This window comes from Sphingobacterium wenxiniae (genome assembly GCF_900116225.1).
GTDB lineage: Bacteria > Bacteroidota > Bacteroidia > Sphingobacteriales > Sphingobacteriaceae > Sphingobacterium > Sphingobacterium wenxiniae.
The window spans coordinates 131181-145922 of sequence record NZ_FOZZ01000006.1; the positions used below are offsets into that span (position 1 = coordinate 131181).

At 38.3% G+C, this 14742-nt stretch carries 15 protein-coding genes; 1 reads left to right on the top strand and 14 read right to left on the bottom strand.

Annotated elements, in window-relative coordinates; genetic code table 11:
* Positions 1 to 298 precede the first annotated feature (298 nt).
* From BM375_RS09600 to BM375_RS09625, 6 genes are all read right to left on the bottom strand, one after another.
* The gene (locus BM375_RS09600) at positions 299 to 3232 is read right to left on the bottom strand and encodes a DNA polymerase III subunit alpha (RefSeq protein ID WP_093365595.1); all 2934 of its coding nucleotides are present in this window, start codon (positions 3230 to 3232) and stop codon (positions 299 to 301) included.
* 2 nt (positions 3233 to 3234) lie between these two features.
* Entirely contained in the window at positions 3235 to 4398 is a 1164-nt protein-coding gene (dinB, locus tag BM375_RS09605; protein WP_093365597.1) for a DNA polymerase IV, read from the bottom strand.
* Positions 4399 to 4901: 503 nt separating this feature from the next.
* Positions 4902 to 5132 carry a hypothetical protein gene (locus BM375_RS09610; protein WP_093365599.1) on the bottom strand — a complete coding sequence of 77 codons (231 nt, stop codon included), beginning with the start codon at positions 5130 to 5132 and terminating at the stop codon, positions 4902 to 4904.
* Positions 5133 to 5292: 160 nt separating this feature from the next.
* On the bottom strand, positions 5293 to 5682 hold the full coding sequence (locus BM375_RS09615) for a type II toxin-antitoxin system VapC family toxin (RefSeq protein WP_093365600.1): 390 nt from the start codon (positions 5680 to 5682) through the stop codon (positions 5293 to 5295).
* Positions 5661 to 5867, bottom strand: coding sequence for a hypothetical protein (locus BM375_RS09620; protein WP_093365602.1), 207 nt, complete (start codon positions 5865 to 5867; stop codon positions 5661 to 5663). Before BM375_RS09620 ends, BM375_RS09615 begins: the two co-directional genes overlap by 22 nt.
* A 68-nt stretch (positions 5868 to 5935) precedes the next feature.
* Entirely contained in the window at positions 5936 to 6529 is a 594-nt protein-coding gene (locus BM375_RS09625; protein ID WP_170852631.1) for an ORF6N domain-containing protein, read from the bottom strand.
* Positions 6530 to 7063: 534 nt separating this feature from the next.
* Between BM375_RS09625 and BM375_RS09630 the strand changes: the two genes are divergently transcribed.
* Entirely contained in the window at positions 7064 to 7519 is a 456-nt protein-coding gene (locus BM375_RS09630; protein WP_244525867.1) for a hypothetical protein, read from the top strand.
* 361 nt (positions 7520 to 7880) lie between these two features.
* On the opposite strand, the gene BM375_RS17180 is transcribed toward BM375_RS09630, so the two are convergent.
* From BM375_RS17180 to BM375_RS09670, 8 genes are all read right to left on the bottom strand, one after another.
* Positions 7881 to 8048 (bottom strand): hypothetical protein, encoded by a 168-nt coding sequence (locus BM375_RS17180; RefSeq protein WP_170852630.1) that lies wholly within the window; start codon positions 8046 to 8048, stop codon positions 7881 to 7883.
* A gap of 6 nt (positions 8049 to 8054) precedes the next feature.
* Positions 8055 to 9296, bottom strand: coding sequence for a beta-ketoacyl-ACP synthase II (gene fabF / locus BM375_RS09640; protein WP_093365605.1), 1242 nt, complete (start codon positions 9294 to 9296; stop codon positions 8055 to 8057).
* Positions 9297 to 9398: 102 nt separating this feature from the next.
* On the bottom strand, positions 9399 to 10004 hold the full coding sequence (gene lipB, locus BM375_RS09645) for a lipoyl(octanoyl) transferase LipB (protein WP_093365607.1): 606 nt from the start codon (positions 10002 to 10004) through the stop codon (positions 9399 to 9401).
* A complete protein-coding gene (locus BM375_RS09650) occupies positions 9997 to 11403 on the bottom strand; it encodes an MFS transporter (protein WP_093365609.1) in 1407 nt (468 codons plus the stop codon). The genes lipB and BM375_RS09650 overlap by 8 nt, the downstream gene beginning before the upstream one ends.
* Positions 11404 to 11412: 9 nt before the next feature.
* Positions 11413 to 12357, bottom strand: coding sequence for an alpha/beta fold hydrolase (locus tag BM375_RS09655; protein ID WP_093365611.1), 945 nt, complete (start codon positions 12355 to 12357; stop codon positions 11413 to 11415).
* Positions 12358 to 12367: 10 nt separating this feature from the next.
* The gene (locus BM375_RS09660) at positions 12368 to 12862 is read right to left on the bottom strand and encodes a PaaI family thioesterase (protein WP_093365613.1); all 495 of its coding nucleotides are present in this window, start codon (positions 12860 to 12862) and stop codon (positions 12368 to 12370) included.
* Between the two features lie 8 nt (positions 12863 to 12870).
* Entirely contained in the window at positions 12871 to 14052 is a 1182-nt protein-coding gene (locus BM375_RS09665) for an acetyl-CoA C-acyltransferase (RefSeq protein ID WP_093365615.1), read from the bottom strand.
* Between the two features lie 52 nt (positions 14053 to 14104).
* On the bottom strand, positions 14105 to 14698 hold the full coding sequence (locus BM375_RS09670; RefSeq protein WP_013634526.1) for a TetR/AcrR family transcriptional regulator: 594 nt from the start codon (positions 14696 to 14698) through the stop codon (positions 14105 to 14107).
* Between the last annotated feature and the right edge of the window lie 44 nt (positions 14699 to 14742).

The following is a 14742-nucleotide window of genomic DNA, read 5'->3' on the forward strand; positions in this document are numbered from 1 at the left end:
CGAAAAAGTAAAAAATACAAAAATCAGTGTTTCCTATCACAAAGGGTTGGTTGGATCTGGAAGAGCCGTGTAAGGCGAGATTTTTACGCACGGTTCTGTGAGGGCTTTGGGGTGAATTCCCCTTAGCTACTCGACACCTTAAAGATTCGTATTCCTCTTGTGTTAGTTCAAACATGAAGATGGACAGGTAGCTTAATTTCAAAGTGACGATACAATTTTGCTAATTGTTTATTAATGTTGAAACATAGTACTTATTAGACATATCGGAATATTTGGTTGTAAAAGAATTCATCTTAGATTATTCAGCCCTTGGGTCACGTCTTAACGGCATCTTGCCACACCGTGTGACTTCAATGGCTGGACAACCAAACTCTACGACAACTTTACCTTCTATCAGATATAACCCAGCGCCCCGAAGCGGAAACTTAGCCAGTGATGGTGGAAAATGCACCGTATCAAAAAAAATCCCCTCAATATCTAAAAATGTTCCAAATCGCATTTGCTCGCCACGCTTTGTTTTTACGTACTTCTCTGTCACAAAGTCGCCTACCATACGGATTGTTTTACCCTTATAGCGCAATAAGTCATTAGCTTTTGCATCGCCCCTAAAATCACTCTTAGCAAGGTCAAACATTGTTCCGCTTACAATGAATCCCATTAACTCGATTTCATCATAATAATCCTCAATGACGGAAGTTTCAAGCTTCGGAAGTACAGGCTTCCTGCCTGTAGTTTCAAAGAGTCTAGGATTCGAGTCTCCTTTTTTTCCCGACAGCAAAATATGTGCTTCCCATAGCAGGTGTTTCTTCCCGATGCCCAAGAATCGAAAAGCACCGATACGGATAAGAATGATTAACTGCTCCAATCCTGCTCCTGTCCGCATAATAAAGTTCTCCAGACTTTTATAATTCCCGTTCAATTGCCTTTCTTCAGCAATACGGCGCGCCAATTTGCTCTCAAGATTTTGCAGACCATCGAAGCCTAAGTATATATCTTTACCGTAAATGATTGTATTATAGACCGACCTATTTACACATGGCAGACAGATCGTTGCGCCTGATACCTTTGCTTCATTTACATATACTTTTCTGTTATAAAAACCACCATAATTATTTAAGACAGAAACCATAAACTCCAATGGGAAATATGTTTTCAAATACAAACTTTGGTAACTTTCGACAGCAAAACTGGCACTATGCGCCTTATTGAAACTATAGCCTGCAAAGCTCTCCATTTGTCGCCAAATTTCGCGGCTGATCTTTTCATCATAGCCCTTTGCTTTACAGTTGGCAAAATACTTATCCTCAATTTCAATAAGATGTTCTTTGCTGCGGTACTTCCCGGACATCATCCTACGGAGTACATCGGCATCCGCCATGTCAAGGCCACCATAAGCGTTAGCGATTTTCATCACATCTTCTTGGTAAACCATAACCCCGTATGTTTCCTCAAGTTCCTGTTTAAATACCGGATGCGGGTAGACCGCTAAGGAAGGGTCATGATGACGACGTATATATTCCGCCATCATACCCGAAGAAGAAACACCTGGTCGAATGATTGAAGACGCAGCAACCAATGTCAGATAATCATCACACCGGAGTTTACAGAGCAATTGACGCATGGCAGGGCTTTCAATGTAAAAACATCCTATTGAGTTTGCTGACCGCAACTGTTCCGCTATCTTCGGATCGTCAAAGAAGCGTTTGGGATTATCCGTACTGATGTCAACCCCTCGATTTAACTTCACAATCTCCTTACAGTCTTTTATATGTCCTATACCCCTTTGCGATAAAATGTCGAATTTTTCGAAGCCTATGTCTTCCGCCACATACATATCAAACTGCATGGTGGGCAAACCTTTGGGCGGGTAGTCCATTGCCGAGTAATAAGTTAAGGGCATCTCCGAAATCAGCACACCGCTCGCGTGTATAGTCCTTTGGTTGGGAAAATCAGCCATACGATTATAGACAGATAAGATCGTATTTGTTACTTCATTTTTGTTCAGCATGTGTTCCGGCTCGTCAACCAACCGATCAATTTCACTTTTAGGCAGACCGTACACTTTCCCAAGCTCGCGCAGTATGCTCCGCGAACGAAATGTACTCATTGCGCCCATCAGCGCGGTGTGCCCTGTTTGGTATCTGTTGAAAATATAGTCATACATTTCGTCACGCTCATTCCACGAAAAGTCAATATCGAAATCCGGCGGGCTTTTGCGTTTTGGATTAAGGAAACGTTCAAAAGGCAACTTCAATGCAATGGGGTCAACATCTGTAATGCCCAAGCAGTATGCTACCGCCGAATTGGCACCCGAACCACGGCCTACATAATGAAAGTCCCGTCTACGCGCATAACGGCAAATGTCGTCCGTTATCAGGAAATAACTCGAAAAACTTAACTCTTCGATTATCTCCAACTCCCGCTGTATTCGCTCGATAGCCTGTTTATCGCCTTTGGCATACCTCTTACTCAACCCGTCCAGTGTATACCTCTGAAGAAGTTGTTTATCATTATATCGATTCCCCGTGTAAGTAGCCTTGTTCTTTACAGTCGTGAAATCCAAAGAAAACGAACATTGACTTAACAAACGATTGGTATTGGAGAGCAATTGCGGAAGTTCGGCAAATAAATGCATCAACTTTGTTTTTGGTATGAAAACTTCGTCAATAGGCGCTATCTGTTCCGGTTGCAACTGTGAGATAAGCAGGTTATTGTCAATAGCCCGCAATTGCTTGTGAAATGTATGTTCCGATCTTCGGAAACTTACCGGAGCGAAGATAACGCAACGGTCAAGCAGTCCCTTTTGCAGCAGAATTGCCTTTGACCGATCAGACGGGCGAACGCCTACATATTCATTATCGCGCAGCACAATTTCGTTTAGCCTTCTAAAGGGGTAAATGATGAAAACATCGTTAAAATCGGGAGCCAGATCGGGAACAGGTCTTTTGTCCCTATTGAGCAATGTGCGATAGTCGTTAATCTCTTTAAAGCCGTTTTCATTGCGGGCGATAGCGACAAAACATAGCTTATCGCCTTCACGAAATTCCATGCCTGCGAGCGCATTAAGTCCACTTTTCCGCGCAAGCCGAATAAAGTCCAGTGATGCAGAACTGTTATTAATGTCAGTGAGCACGGCAGTATCATACCCGTTTACGATCATACCAGACAATAAATCTTCGAGGCTTAATGTTCCATACCGCAAGCTGTAATAACTATGTATATTCAACAACATCGTTACCCCCTTTGATTCCGTGGTGGTGCACAGATAGCCTTTACGATAAATTTCGCTCCATAGCGAGCGCGGATTTTATCCATCGCTTGCAGTAGGTTAATCTCCTCCGTATTGTCGCTGAATAGATCCGTTTGATAAGAACCGTGAATCAGACTGGAAAACTTGACCCCGATCAGACGAATCAACATCCTTCGACTATAGAGTTTTTTAAACAGCATCAATACCTTTTCAGTAAGTAGCCTGTCTGAATTGGTATAACCGATCTGCACCTGTTTAGTATGTGTATCTACAAAGTTGGAATACCGTATTTTCAGCGTGACACAGCCAGTCAATTTTCGCTCTTTGCGCAGTTCAAAAGCAAGCGTGTCAACCATGCCAATAAGCGTCTGTTTGAGCAAGTCCATATCAATGGTATCCTGCTGAAAAGTAGTCTCCTTGCTCATGCTCTTCTGCTCGTGAAATGGCAATACAGGGCTATCGTCCAGTCCGTTTGCCTTTTTCCATATACTCACGCCATTCATTCCTAGTACACTCTCCATCGTAGAGACTTCCATCTGCTGTATCGTTGCGATTTTGTCAATCCCCATATTACGCAGCAAGGAATATGATTTTTGTCCCACCATCGGGATTTTACGAATGCTTAATGGAGCGAGAAATGGTTTTTCAGTACCCCCATGTACATGCAGCTCTCCGCTGGGCTTTGCCTGTCCCGTAGCTATTTTGGAAACGGTCTTATTGACCGACAGGCCAAAGCTGATCGGAAGCCCTGTTTCTTTTATGATATGCTGACGCAGCTCCCGTGTCCATTGCCAACAGCCGAAAAACCGATCCATCCCCGTTAGGTCAAGATAATGTTCGTCAATGGAGGCCTTCTCGACGAGGGGAACACGCTCCTCGATTATTTCGGTGACCATCTTGGAATACTTGCTGTACATATCATGATCACCTCGTACCAATATAGCATCGGGGCAAAGCTGTCTCGCCAGTCTCATCGGCATACCCGAGTGGATGCCAAACTTTCGGGCTTCATAAGAACACGATGCCACTACTCCACGGTCGGACGAACCGCCTATCAAAATAGGCTTCCCCATCAAGTCATTATTGAGCAAACGTTCCACTGATACAAAAAAGGTATCAAGGTCACAATGCACGATACTCCGATTCATATCTTACCTCCTTTCTTTTTTTTATCCCTTTGAAAACAACCTTCCAGAGAGAAGCATTTTCAAAACGTAAAATTACTAATATTTTTAGTTTAATATGAAATGGTAAATAAAGATAAAATTATATATAGTTGATAAACAGTTGTATATATTAGCCATGACTACGTCCGGCTTATTGGCTTTGCGTTCAGATGGTTTTTTGGTTACTTCTATCAATGCTTCTTTATTTAGCCTTGTTGGCTAATATTACACAAATGGTTCTCTACTTGTATGGAAAATAGACACGACAAATACCGTTTTGAGGTTTTCATCGTATCAATAGACGATAATAAAAGGAAATTTTTTGAGTGGTGTACAACGGAAGTCTCTGTCGCCTGTATCTGGTATAGTTTGGGGTTTTTGGTGATTAGTTTGAACCTTGTTCCCAGTTCTTTGAGAAATTGGTGTGCTAATCCCTTTCTCTTTTGTTCGTACCAATCGCAAGAGTCATGTAGTTCATTCTCCGCTTAAGGGTATACACTTTCCAAGTCTTTCTTTATGTCATCCCAACTTTTTGCAGTAGTCTTACCATCCAAGAACTCTTGTTTGGATTTTTCGAAGTCTGCTAATTGAGCATCTGTAAAAACATAACTCTCGGCAGACTCATCAACGGTATATTGGATTCCGAAGCGTTCCAGTATTTCCTTTAGGACTTTTACGTCTTTGCTGTTTGGGATTTTTGCCGTTATCGTAGTCATACTGTACTGTTTTTAAAATGTTCTACACACAAATATAACGATTAATTCCTAAACTCCTCCCATACTTTCTGTATCACCGCTTTTGAGGTAGCTATATAATTGGTTCGGAAAAATTGATGGCAATGTGAATATATGCGCATTCGTCAACTAGAATGCCAAATTAGACTTCTTTTGGATTGAGGTATTTCAATGAGGGAACCCTTAGGAAGTCTTTGTCATTGTCGGCCACCAAGGTGAGTTTATATACCATGGCAGTAGCGGCTATTAAAGCATCGGGTAGTTTCAGGTTGTAGTTTTTTCTGATCCGAATGGTTTCTTGGATAATGGATTCCTCTATGCCCAATACGGTCGAACCCATTATAAATTGTAGGTAGATTTCGATATCCTGTGCGTTAGGAGGGTTCCATACTTGTAGCTCTATCTCGGTGATGAATGAGACGATACTCTCCTTGTCCAAGATCCTGTCTAATCGTTCAAGGCTCTTTTCGGGGAAAGTACCATTTAGGTATTTGATGACAGCCGAAGTATCTATGAGATATCCCTTTGCCATTCTTCTCTTAGGTTTTGTAGCTGTTCGTCGATCTGGGAATCACTCATGTTGTCCTGTACTTTATTGCGCAAAGAGGATAGCTTTGTAGAAGGTGTTTTGATCATCTTGATGAGGTTCAATTCTTCAAGCTCCTTCAACAAGCGGTATGCTTTGTGATTCTTTAACTCTATTACCAACTTTTCCATATCCAAATTTACTAAAAAAAATCAATTATTTATTGGACAGTACAATAGACAGAAAGATTAATCGAATCTCACTTTTTATTGCGTCCAATATCAAAACCTTTCACTACGGTTACACCTTTACGGGAGCGCGGTTCCGTATTTTCTTGCAATCGGTCGATGTATTCGAAGAGCAGTTCAATATTTTGGTCGTGACCTTTTTGTTTCTTGGCGATTTGTTCTACGGTGTATTTGATCTCGGCTATTTCCAACTTCATTTCAGTGTTGATATATACCATATCCCTAAGCTTGACAAAGACATCTATTATTCGAATACTCATTGTGATGGCCTGTTCTGTTTTTAGAACGTTTGAAAGCATCAATACACCATGTTCTGTAAATACGAAAGGAAGGTACTTCGAATAGCGCCCCCGTTCTAAGGTCGCATTTTGCGATCTTAGAATTATATCATACTCTTCTTTCGTTAACTCGAACATAAAATGTTCAGGAAATCGGATGATATTTCTTCTAACCTGCTCCTTAAGCCTACGCGTTTCCACACCATATAATTCTGCAAGATCATTATCCAGCATGACCTTTTGCCCTCTGAACTCGCAGATTTTATTTAATACAAGAACTTCGTCACTTATGCTCTTCAGTGTGGTGGATATTTTACTTTTACTCATAATTTCCACGTGTTATAATGATACTTATGAAATCATAATCCTTGATCTAAATGTAACAAGTATTTTTTTTGATAACTAAAGAAATTAGTTTTTAAAAATGCAAATCACTATATTTGAATCAGTAAACGGTAACGTATTTACCATAGGTCTCATTATGTGATATTATGGAATTAACAAGCAGTTTTACGTAAAACGTTTGTAATACCTTATAAATAAAGGGTTTTAGCTTACTTAGTTACAAAAAGTACAACATAAGTACAACTTTTTGAATGTAGTGTATAATCCCAAAAAAGAAATTGAAAAGAGATCATTTTGATTACAAAAATGTTCTCTTTTTTTATTGTCTGAATTTTAGATTTTCTTCAATTACTTCCATTTGATTGCTGTACTGACTTTCAGAAAGTGTTCGTTTCGGTGCGTTAGCACCGTATTACACTGCATTACAACACCTTGTATATTGTCGATAAAAACCAAGAGAGTGAACTTTGTAAAAGCTGCAGCAAAGTATTTATTAACTCTTTAATTTTTAGTAAAATGGCAAGACAAAAAGGACTTATGAAGTATGTCGGAACGATTGGCGATGTGCGACACTTCAAGATAAAAGGTCAAAAAGGATTTTTCGCCGGAATGGTTGGCGGTCCCACCGCTGAACAAATCAAAACTGCTCCCGAATTTGAACGTACGCGTGAGAATATGAACGAATTTGGTGGATGTGCCAGGGCTGGCAAATCGGTCAGAACCGCTCTTTCTTCGCTGATGTCCAAAATGGCAGATAGCAAGGTTACAGGACGTTTAACTTCAGTAATGAAGAAAATCAACTTAGAGGATGGAACGGAAGCCAGAGGCTACCGTAAAGCGTGGCAAAGAAGCGTGGGCTGTGCGGTGGGAAGAAAAAATACGGCTTCTGAACCCCGAAAAATATTAGCGTTGGCATTTGAGCGTTGGGATATTTTTCGGGGTGAAGACTATGGCATTGGCTATTTTGCATAATGTTATTATAGGACATTTTTGCGTTGGCATAGTCGCCTATAAGCGTGGGGAAAATGTACTATAATGCCACATTATGTAACTTAGCTTCCGCCGATTTACATACTGGCATAAACGGAACGGTGGTGGTGGTTGGAGTGCAGTGTCTTTTTGCTTTGTTTTTTAGTGTTGGACAGCTCTTTGCCACCGCAGGAACGAGAATAGCAATGTGCTGTGGAGCGTTGGTAAAAACAACGCAAAAAGTATGACAGTTGCAAACGGCGGCAATGCCATAGAAGACAGACGAAGCGGTGGGCTTGTGCGGTGGGTCTGGCTAAAGCCGACTTTTTTTGTGTGTTGGCAGAGCGTGGGGAATTATTCTTTCTTACCTTAATCCAAATCTATAAAAATCATCAGGTAATGCTTTGTCTTTAAATTTTAATTTACTGTCTTCAATCAAAATATCAAATAAAGCATTTTCGGACTGTTCTTGTAGAACAGCCGTTTGTTCAGGGAATTGAACAACATGCTTTATTTGATGATTATGGGGCATAAAAATTTATTCGTATTTTTTAAAAATAGTAGTCGCAATATGTCCACCAAATCCAAAGGTGTTGCTCATTGAGTAGTTTACACGTCTTTTTTGTGCAGTATTCAACGTAAGGTTAAAAACATCTTTAAATTCCGGTTCAATATCTACTGAATTAATTGTTGGCGGAACGATATCCTCTTTCACAGACAAAATGCAGGCAATTGCTTCGATTGCTCCAGCTGCGCCTAATAAGTGTCCCGTCATTGATTTAGTTGCGCTAATGTTTAGTTTGTTTTTCGTTCCAAAAACTCGTTCTACTGCTTTTAACTCGCTTAAATCTCCTTGAGGTGTTGAGGTAGCGTGTGTATTCAGATAATCGATATCATCAGCAGAAATATTAGCATCTTCTAAAGCGGCTAACATACCTAAATACGCACCTTCACCTTCAGGATGTGTTCCTGTAAGATGATATGCATCCGCAGCCATACCACCTCCAACAATTTCTGCAATGATTGGAGCATTACGTTTTATTGCGTGTTCATATTCTTCTAATATAATAGCACCTGCGCCTTCTCCCATTACAAAACCATCTCTGTTTATATCAAACGGACGAGATGCGATTTGTGGATTATCATTTAAAGTAGACAATGCTCTTGAAGCATTAAAACCTCCAATACTACTTTCGTTAATTGGAGCTTCAGAACCACCTGTAATCATCATATCGGCTTTTCCCCAACGGATGTAGTTAAAAGCATCGATAATTGCAGTATTAGAAGTTGCGCAAGCCGAAACAGTTGTGAAATTTATTCCCCTTAAACCATACTTTATAGAAATGACACCTGAAGCAATATCAACGATCATCTTCGGTATAAAAAATGGATTAAAACGAGGTGTGCCGTCACCTGTTGCAAACTCCATCACCTGTTGTTGGAAAGTGCCAATGCCACCATTTCCCGATCCCCAAATAACACCGATACGATTCTTGTTCAATGTTTCAAAATTGATATTGGCATTGTTTACGGCTTCTTCTACAGAAACTAAAGCATACTGTGTAAATAAGTCGTACTTTCTTGCTTCTGCTTTTTCAATGTGATTTAATGGGTCAAAACCCTTGAGTTCACAAGCAAACCTTGTTTTGAATTTCGAAGTGTCAAATTTGGTAATGAGATTAGTTCCGCTAACTCCATTTATAAGTGATTTCCAAAAATCATCAACGTTATTTCCAAGGGGCGTTAATGCTCCAAGCCCCGTAATTACTACTCTTTTCATACGTTTGTTATTTTACTAGTTCTGTGGAAAATACTATCGAAAAATTTGACAAAAGTATTTTCTTGATTTCCTCTATATCTACTGTTCTTCCCATTTGCTACTCTATAGAGTAGTGACTGTTCGGTTAGGTTCATTAATCCCACAAGGCACAAAATATTGATAATAATCAAGGGAGTTGTTTATGTTAAAAGCAAAACCGTGGTTGGTCACCCAGCGAGATAAATGAACACCAAATGCACAGATTTTCTTTTTGACTCCAGTGGTGTAATCATTGATCCATATTCCGGGAAAATCGACATCGTAATAGCCGTCAATTCCATATTCTTTTAAAGTGTGAATTATTACCTCTGCCAAACTCCGTATATACCATCTAACATCGGTTTTAAAGTTTTCAAGGTCTAGCACAGGATAGCCTACTATTTGCCCAGTTCCATGAAATGTTATTGATCCACCGCGTTTTATATTAGTATAAGATAAACCTACATCTGACAGTTTATCTCTTGGAATGAGTAAAGCACTTTCTTTAGCAGAACTGCCAAAAGTTAATATTGGATCATGTTCGCATAGAATTAATACATTGCTTTTCGAAGTATCAATTTTTTGCATTTTACGCTCGACAATATCCTGTCTGATACTTTGTTGTAAGACCAATGCTTCCTGATAAGGAAAATTTCCTTTATCGAGGTAAGTTGTTAAAACCTTAGCCATCCTTTGAAGTTTTGTGACGTTTTATATCCTGAATAAAATACAAAACAATAAAGGTTACAATAAGACACGCAATGCCTGCATACAAGCTATAATGAAATGCAGAAACATAATCCTGAGTTGATTGAACTATATTAAAGAATAATCCTGCAATAAAGCAAATTCCCATTGAGGAAGCGACCTGTTGAATCGTATTATAAGTACCTGATGCGATACCTACAAACTGGGGTGGAACATTCTTTAATGTCAAGTTTATGAGGCTTGGCAAAATTAAACCACCGCAGAATCCTTGTAGCGGAATTATAGTTAACAGAATTAAATCACTTGGCTGTTGATTAAAGTAATATAGCTGTAACACATAAACGAAAATCATTAGTACAGCGCTCAATTGTATCGGTTTTTTCCCATATTTATTGACAAGCCTAACCGAAAGAAATGAAGCTGCCATGAATAAAACCCCTGAGGCTACAAAATATTTCCCAGTCTCAAATGGTGTCAAATGCAAACCATTTTGCAAATAAATCGTAGACAATAGGTAATATGATGTATGCATCATAAAGTAAAATGTAACAAGAACCAACCCCAAATTATAATCCATTATCTTAAACAAGCGTACGTCCATTAATGGGTATCTGCCTAGTTTCAATTTTTTCTTTTGATCTACTATAAAGTAGATAAATAGTGCCAATGAAGAAAAAAGCATGACAAAACTCCAAAGTGGATATCCTAACTCTCGACCTTCCGTCAACGGATAGATGAAAGATCCAAGAGCCAGTGTAAACAGAACAACACCGGAAACATCTAATTTTTCTTCAGCATTTAATTTGGTATTCTGTAGATGTTTTTTCGCTGCAATTAGTGCAGCAATTCCAATTGGAAGATTAATAAAAAAGATGAATCGCCAACCAGAAATAAATGTATCTAATTCTGAAAGATATCCTCCTAAAAACTGTCCAATCAACGAGGCGATTCCTAATGTAATACCGAGATAGCCAAGGGCTTTGGTTCTTTCTTTTGTTTCCGGAAATAGTTCCTGTAAATATGCAAGAGCTTGTGATTGCATAAATGCGCCACTGATTCCCTGAAAAAATCGAGCAATAATAATTGTTGTTGCGCTGTTCGCAAAACCACATATACAAGAAGTGACAACAAAGAAGAACATTCCCCACAGGAATATCTTCTTACGTCCATATATATCACCTGATCGGCTACCCAATACCTGAAAAGAAGCATATCCCAAAAGATAAAAAACGATAATCATTTCCATTTGGGCATCGGTTGCAGAGAGGTCTTGCTGTATAGATGGAACAGCAATATTCACGATGAAAATATCGATCACTGTAAGCAATGGACCGACCAGTAAAATAAAGTGTTGCAACCACTTGTTTGAATGCTGTTCCATTTAAAATAATTATTTTGAGTTCAAAAATCTATTTACATCTCCACCAAAAAGGTCATAATATTGAAAAAGGAAACCGTGTCCTGCATCAGGATATAAAATAAGCTGGGCGTTTGGTAATAGATTAAATAATTCCATCGAATTTTGGACAGGCATTTGGACGTCTGTTTTTCCACCCGTAACTAAGATTGGAGTGGTTATCTTTTTATAATCAGAAACGATTAACTCGTCATTTCCCCAATTTTCACGCGCGATAGCTTGTGCTTTAGCTGATTCGATTCCAACCTCAACATCTTTAGGATATTTACTCTCGGCTTTGCGATTCCAAAAATCTTCGCCCAACTTACGGCTGTTATCAGAAGCATTAAAAAAGAGCGCTTGAAATTCTTTCAATCCTAAGGATGAGGCTCTTTGAACCAAAGCTGCAATTTCTGGATCACGTTTATTAATACTTCTAGCTCCCAAAGGTGCAGATCCGGCAATGACTGCTTTTCGAACAATATCTTGGTGTTGCATTAATAATTCTTGAGCAACACAACCACCTATTGAAAAACCAAGTATATCAACTTTTTCATATTTAAGTGCTTTTATGAATTGAAAAGCATCTTCTGCCATTTGTGCAAAACTTTCAGGGGTTTGTCCACTGGAACTTGCGACACCTCTATTATTAAAGGTGATTACAGTGCGTTCTGATGCTAATTTATTAATTAAAGCAGGATCCCAATTATCAAGATTTCCACGTGTATGGTTCAATAAAATAATCGGAATATTTGTGTTACTGTTGTTTTCTACTATTCTATATGCAAAATCATCGTCATTTACTTTGATGGTTTTTGTTTCGTATTCGATTTGTTTCACAGTCGTTTTTGTTTGAGCGTTTAAATTGTTTGTAAATCCGATGCTTAATAAGGAAACACTAAGGCTTAATAAAAAGCAAATTGTCTTTGTATTCTTCATAATTCTATATTTATTTGTTATTTAATATCATGCAAGTTGATACGGCATGTGCATATAAAGTCCCATTTTCATTTCGAAGGTCAGCTTCTACTAATGCAGTAGTTCTTCCCAAATGAATTAACCGACCTTCAGCGTACATTTTTCCACTTTTAAGGCTAACAGATTTGATAAAATTTACTTTTAATTCTAAAGTGGTATATGCAACATTTCGTGGTAGAACAGAGTGAACAGCACAGCCCATCGCAGTATCTAATACGGTAGAAATTATCCCGCCATGCACACTTCCTATCGGATTATAATGGAATTCGTAAGGTGTAAATTCAAACAAAACTTTTCCTTCTTCAACTTTTGAAGGATGAAAATCTAAAGTTTTTGCAATAGGTGCTGCTGGAAGTTCTCCGTTTAATATTCTATTTAAGAGCTCTAATCCTGAAATTTCTTTTGCAATTTCAACGGTTTCTAAAGGATTTTCCCATTCATAAGCTCGCTTTCTGTCTGTATTCATATCTGTCTTTAATTAAAATTTATATTCTCTATGACGATAGCAGATGATCCACCACCACCATTACAGATAGCTGCGACGCCATATTTGCCTTTTTCTTGTTGCAATACATTTAAGAGTGTTACAATAATCCTTGCTCCACTTGCTCCAATAGGATGTCCTAATGCAACTGCACCTCCATACACATTAACTTTATTTAAATCAAAATCTAAAATTTGTTGATTAGAAAGGATAACGGATGCATAAGCCTCATTTATTTCGAAAAAATCTACGTCAGTTAGCGACAAATTCGCTTGTTTCAAAGCTTTTGTAATTGCTAAACTGGGAGATGTTGTGAACCATTCCGGTGCTTGTGCTGCATCGGCGTATGAAACAATTTTTGCTAAAGGCTTAAGGTTATATTTATTAACAGCTTCTTTGGATGCGAGTAACAGAACTGCTGCACCATCATTTAAATTACTTGAATTAGCTGCGGTTAAGTTTCCGTTAGTTTCAAATGCAGGTTTTAATAAAGAAACTTTTTCAGGAACAAGTTTGTAAATATCTTCATCCTTGTTCACAATTATATTTTCTGCATTTTTTCTAATCTGTATTGGGACAATTTCAGATTTGAATTTACCTTGTTCAGTAGCTTCTTGTGCTTTTTTATAAGACTGTAATGCGTAATTATCTAATTGTTCACGCGTGAGTCCATATTTCTTAACTCCTAATTCTGCTGCACTTCCCATATGAAAATCGTTGTAAACATCCCACAGTCCATCTTTAATCATACCATCAGTGAAGTTCAAACCTCCAAGTTTTGTCCCTTTGCGTAAATATGCATAATGCGGAACATTACTCATACTTTCCATGCCTCCTGTAACCACTATTTCGTCAACGCCAATTTGGATTTGTTGTGCGCCCAAAATTGTTGCTTTCATCCCAGATGAGCATACTTTATTGATAGTTGTGGCATCTTTAGTGTTGGGAATTTTTGAAAATATTGAAGATTGTCTTGCAGGTGATTGACCAATGCCGGCACTCAACACATTTCCCATATATACACTATCAATCCATTCAGGATTTAGAGAAATACTTTCGTAAGTATTTTGAATTGTTATAGCACCCAATTGAGTTGCTGAATATTCGGACAAGCTTCCTAATAAACCACCTATAGGAGTTCTTTTAGCCGATACTATGAATACTTCTTTCATACTTAATTGTATTAAATTATACCGTTCGGTATATTATTGGTCAAAAAAAATTTTATACCTTCAATTCAGTTTCAGCAATTTTTTTTATTCTGTTTACTGCAAGCTGAAAATATTTGGGATCATTCATTGTTTTTGCTAACAATATATTGCCTTCCACAATGCTAAAAATTAGAGTAGCATATTCTTCGGCATTTACATCTTTTGAAAACTCATTTGCAGATTTCCCTTTTTCAATAGTTGAGGTAAGTAAATCAATAAATCGTTTTACACTTCTGCGAACATTTTCTCTTAAATAATCTAAACTATCATCGGCTTCAACCGCAGCATTAAGCATAGGGCAGCCACCTTTATTGAAAACAGTTTCCCATTTTTCTACATAGTAATTTCCATAAGCAATCAAACCTTCTGTTGCAGTTGATGAGTTAGCTAATATCGCCTTTATTCGTTCTGTAATTTGAGAACAACTATACTCGAAAGAGGCAGCCGCTAATTCATTTTTGTCTGAAAAATTACCATAAATAGCTCCTTTTGTCAACTTAGTAACTTGCTGTATATCGGACAAGGACGTGTTTTCGTAACCTTTGATATTAAATAAAGGTGCCGATTTCTGAATTATAAATTCCCTTGTTCTTTCTGCCTTTGACATGGTTTCTAGATATTAAAGTAATGTAATCTAGTGCAAAGATATAA

Bases quoted from the DNA above. Each gene is read 5' to 3' on its own strand.
- fabF (WP_093365605.1), bottom strand. From the start codon at position 9,296: ATGAAAAGAGTAGTAATTACGGGGCTTGGAGCATTAACGCCCCTTGGA.
- lipB (WP_093365607.1), bottom strand. From the start codon at position 10,004: ATGGCTAAGGTTTTAACAACTTACCTCGATAAAGGAAATTTTCCTTAT.
- dinB (WP_093365597.1), bottom strand. From the start codon at position 4,398: ATGAATCGGAGTATCGTGCATTGTGACCTTGATACCTTTTTTGTATCA.
- BM375_RS09660 (WP_093365613.1), bottom strand. From the start codon at position 12,862: ATGAATACAGACAGAAAGCGAGCTTATGAATGGGAAAATCCTTTAGAA.
- BM375_RS09670 (WP_013634526.1), bottom strand. From the start codon at position 14,698: ATGTCAAAGGCAGAAAGAACAAGGGAATTTATAATTCAGAAATCGGCA.
- BM375_RS09665 (WP_093365615.1), bottom strand. From the start codon at position 14,052: ATGAAAGAAGTATTCATAGTATCGGCTAAAAGAACTCCTATAGGTGGT.
- BM375_RS09615 (WP_093365600.1), bottom strand. From the start codon at position 5,682: ATGGCAAAGGGATATCTCATAGATACTTCGGCTGTCATCAAATACCTA.
- BM375_RS09620 (WP_093365602.1), bottom strand. From the start codon at position 5,867: ATGGAAAAGTTGGTAATAGAGTTAAAGAATCACAAAGCATACCGCTTG.
- BM375_RS09600 (WP_093365595.1), bottom strand. From the start codon at position 3,232: ATGTTGTTGAATATACATAGTTATTACAGCTTGCGGTATGGAACATTA.
- BM375_RS09650 (WP_093365609.1), bottom strand. From the start codon at position 11,403: ATGGAACAGCATTCAAACAAGTGGTTGCAACACTTTATTTTACTGGTC.
- BM375_RS17180 (WP_170852630.1), bottom strand. From the start codon at position 8,048: ATGCCCCATAATCATCAAATAAAGCATGTTGTTCAATTCCCTGAACAA.
- BM375_RS09610 (WP_093365599.1), bottom strand. From the start codon at position 5,132: ATGACTACGATAACGGCAAAAATCCCAAACAGCAAAGACGTAAAAGTC.
- BM375_RS09655 (WP_093365611.1), bottom strand. From the start codon at position 12,357: ATGAAGAATACAAAGACAATTTGCTTTTTATTAAGCCTTAGTGTTTCC.
- BM375_RS09630 (WP_244525867.1), top strand. From the start codon at position 7,064: ATGGCAAGACAAAAAGGACTTATGAAGTATGTCGGAACGATTGGCGAT.
- BM375_RS09625 (WP_170852631.1), bottom strand. From the start codon at position 6,529: ATGAGTAAAAGTAAAATATCCACCACACTGAAGAGCATAAGTGACGAA.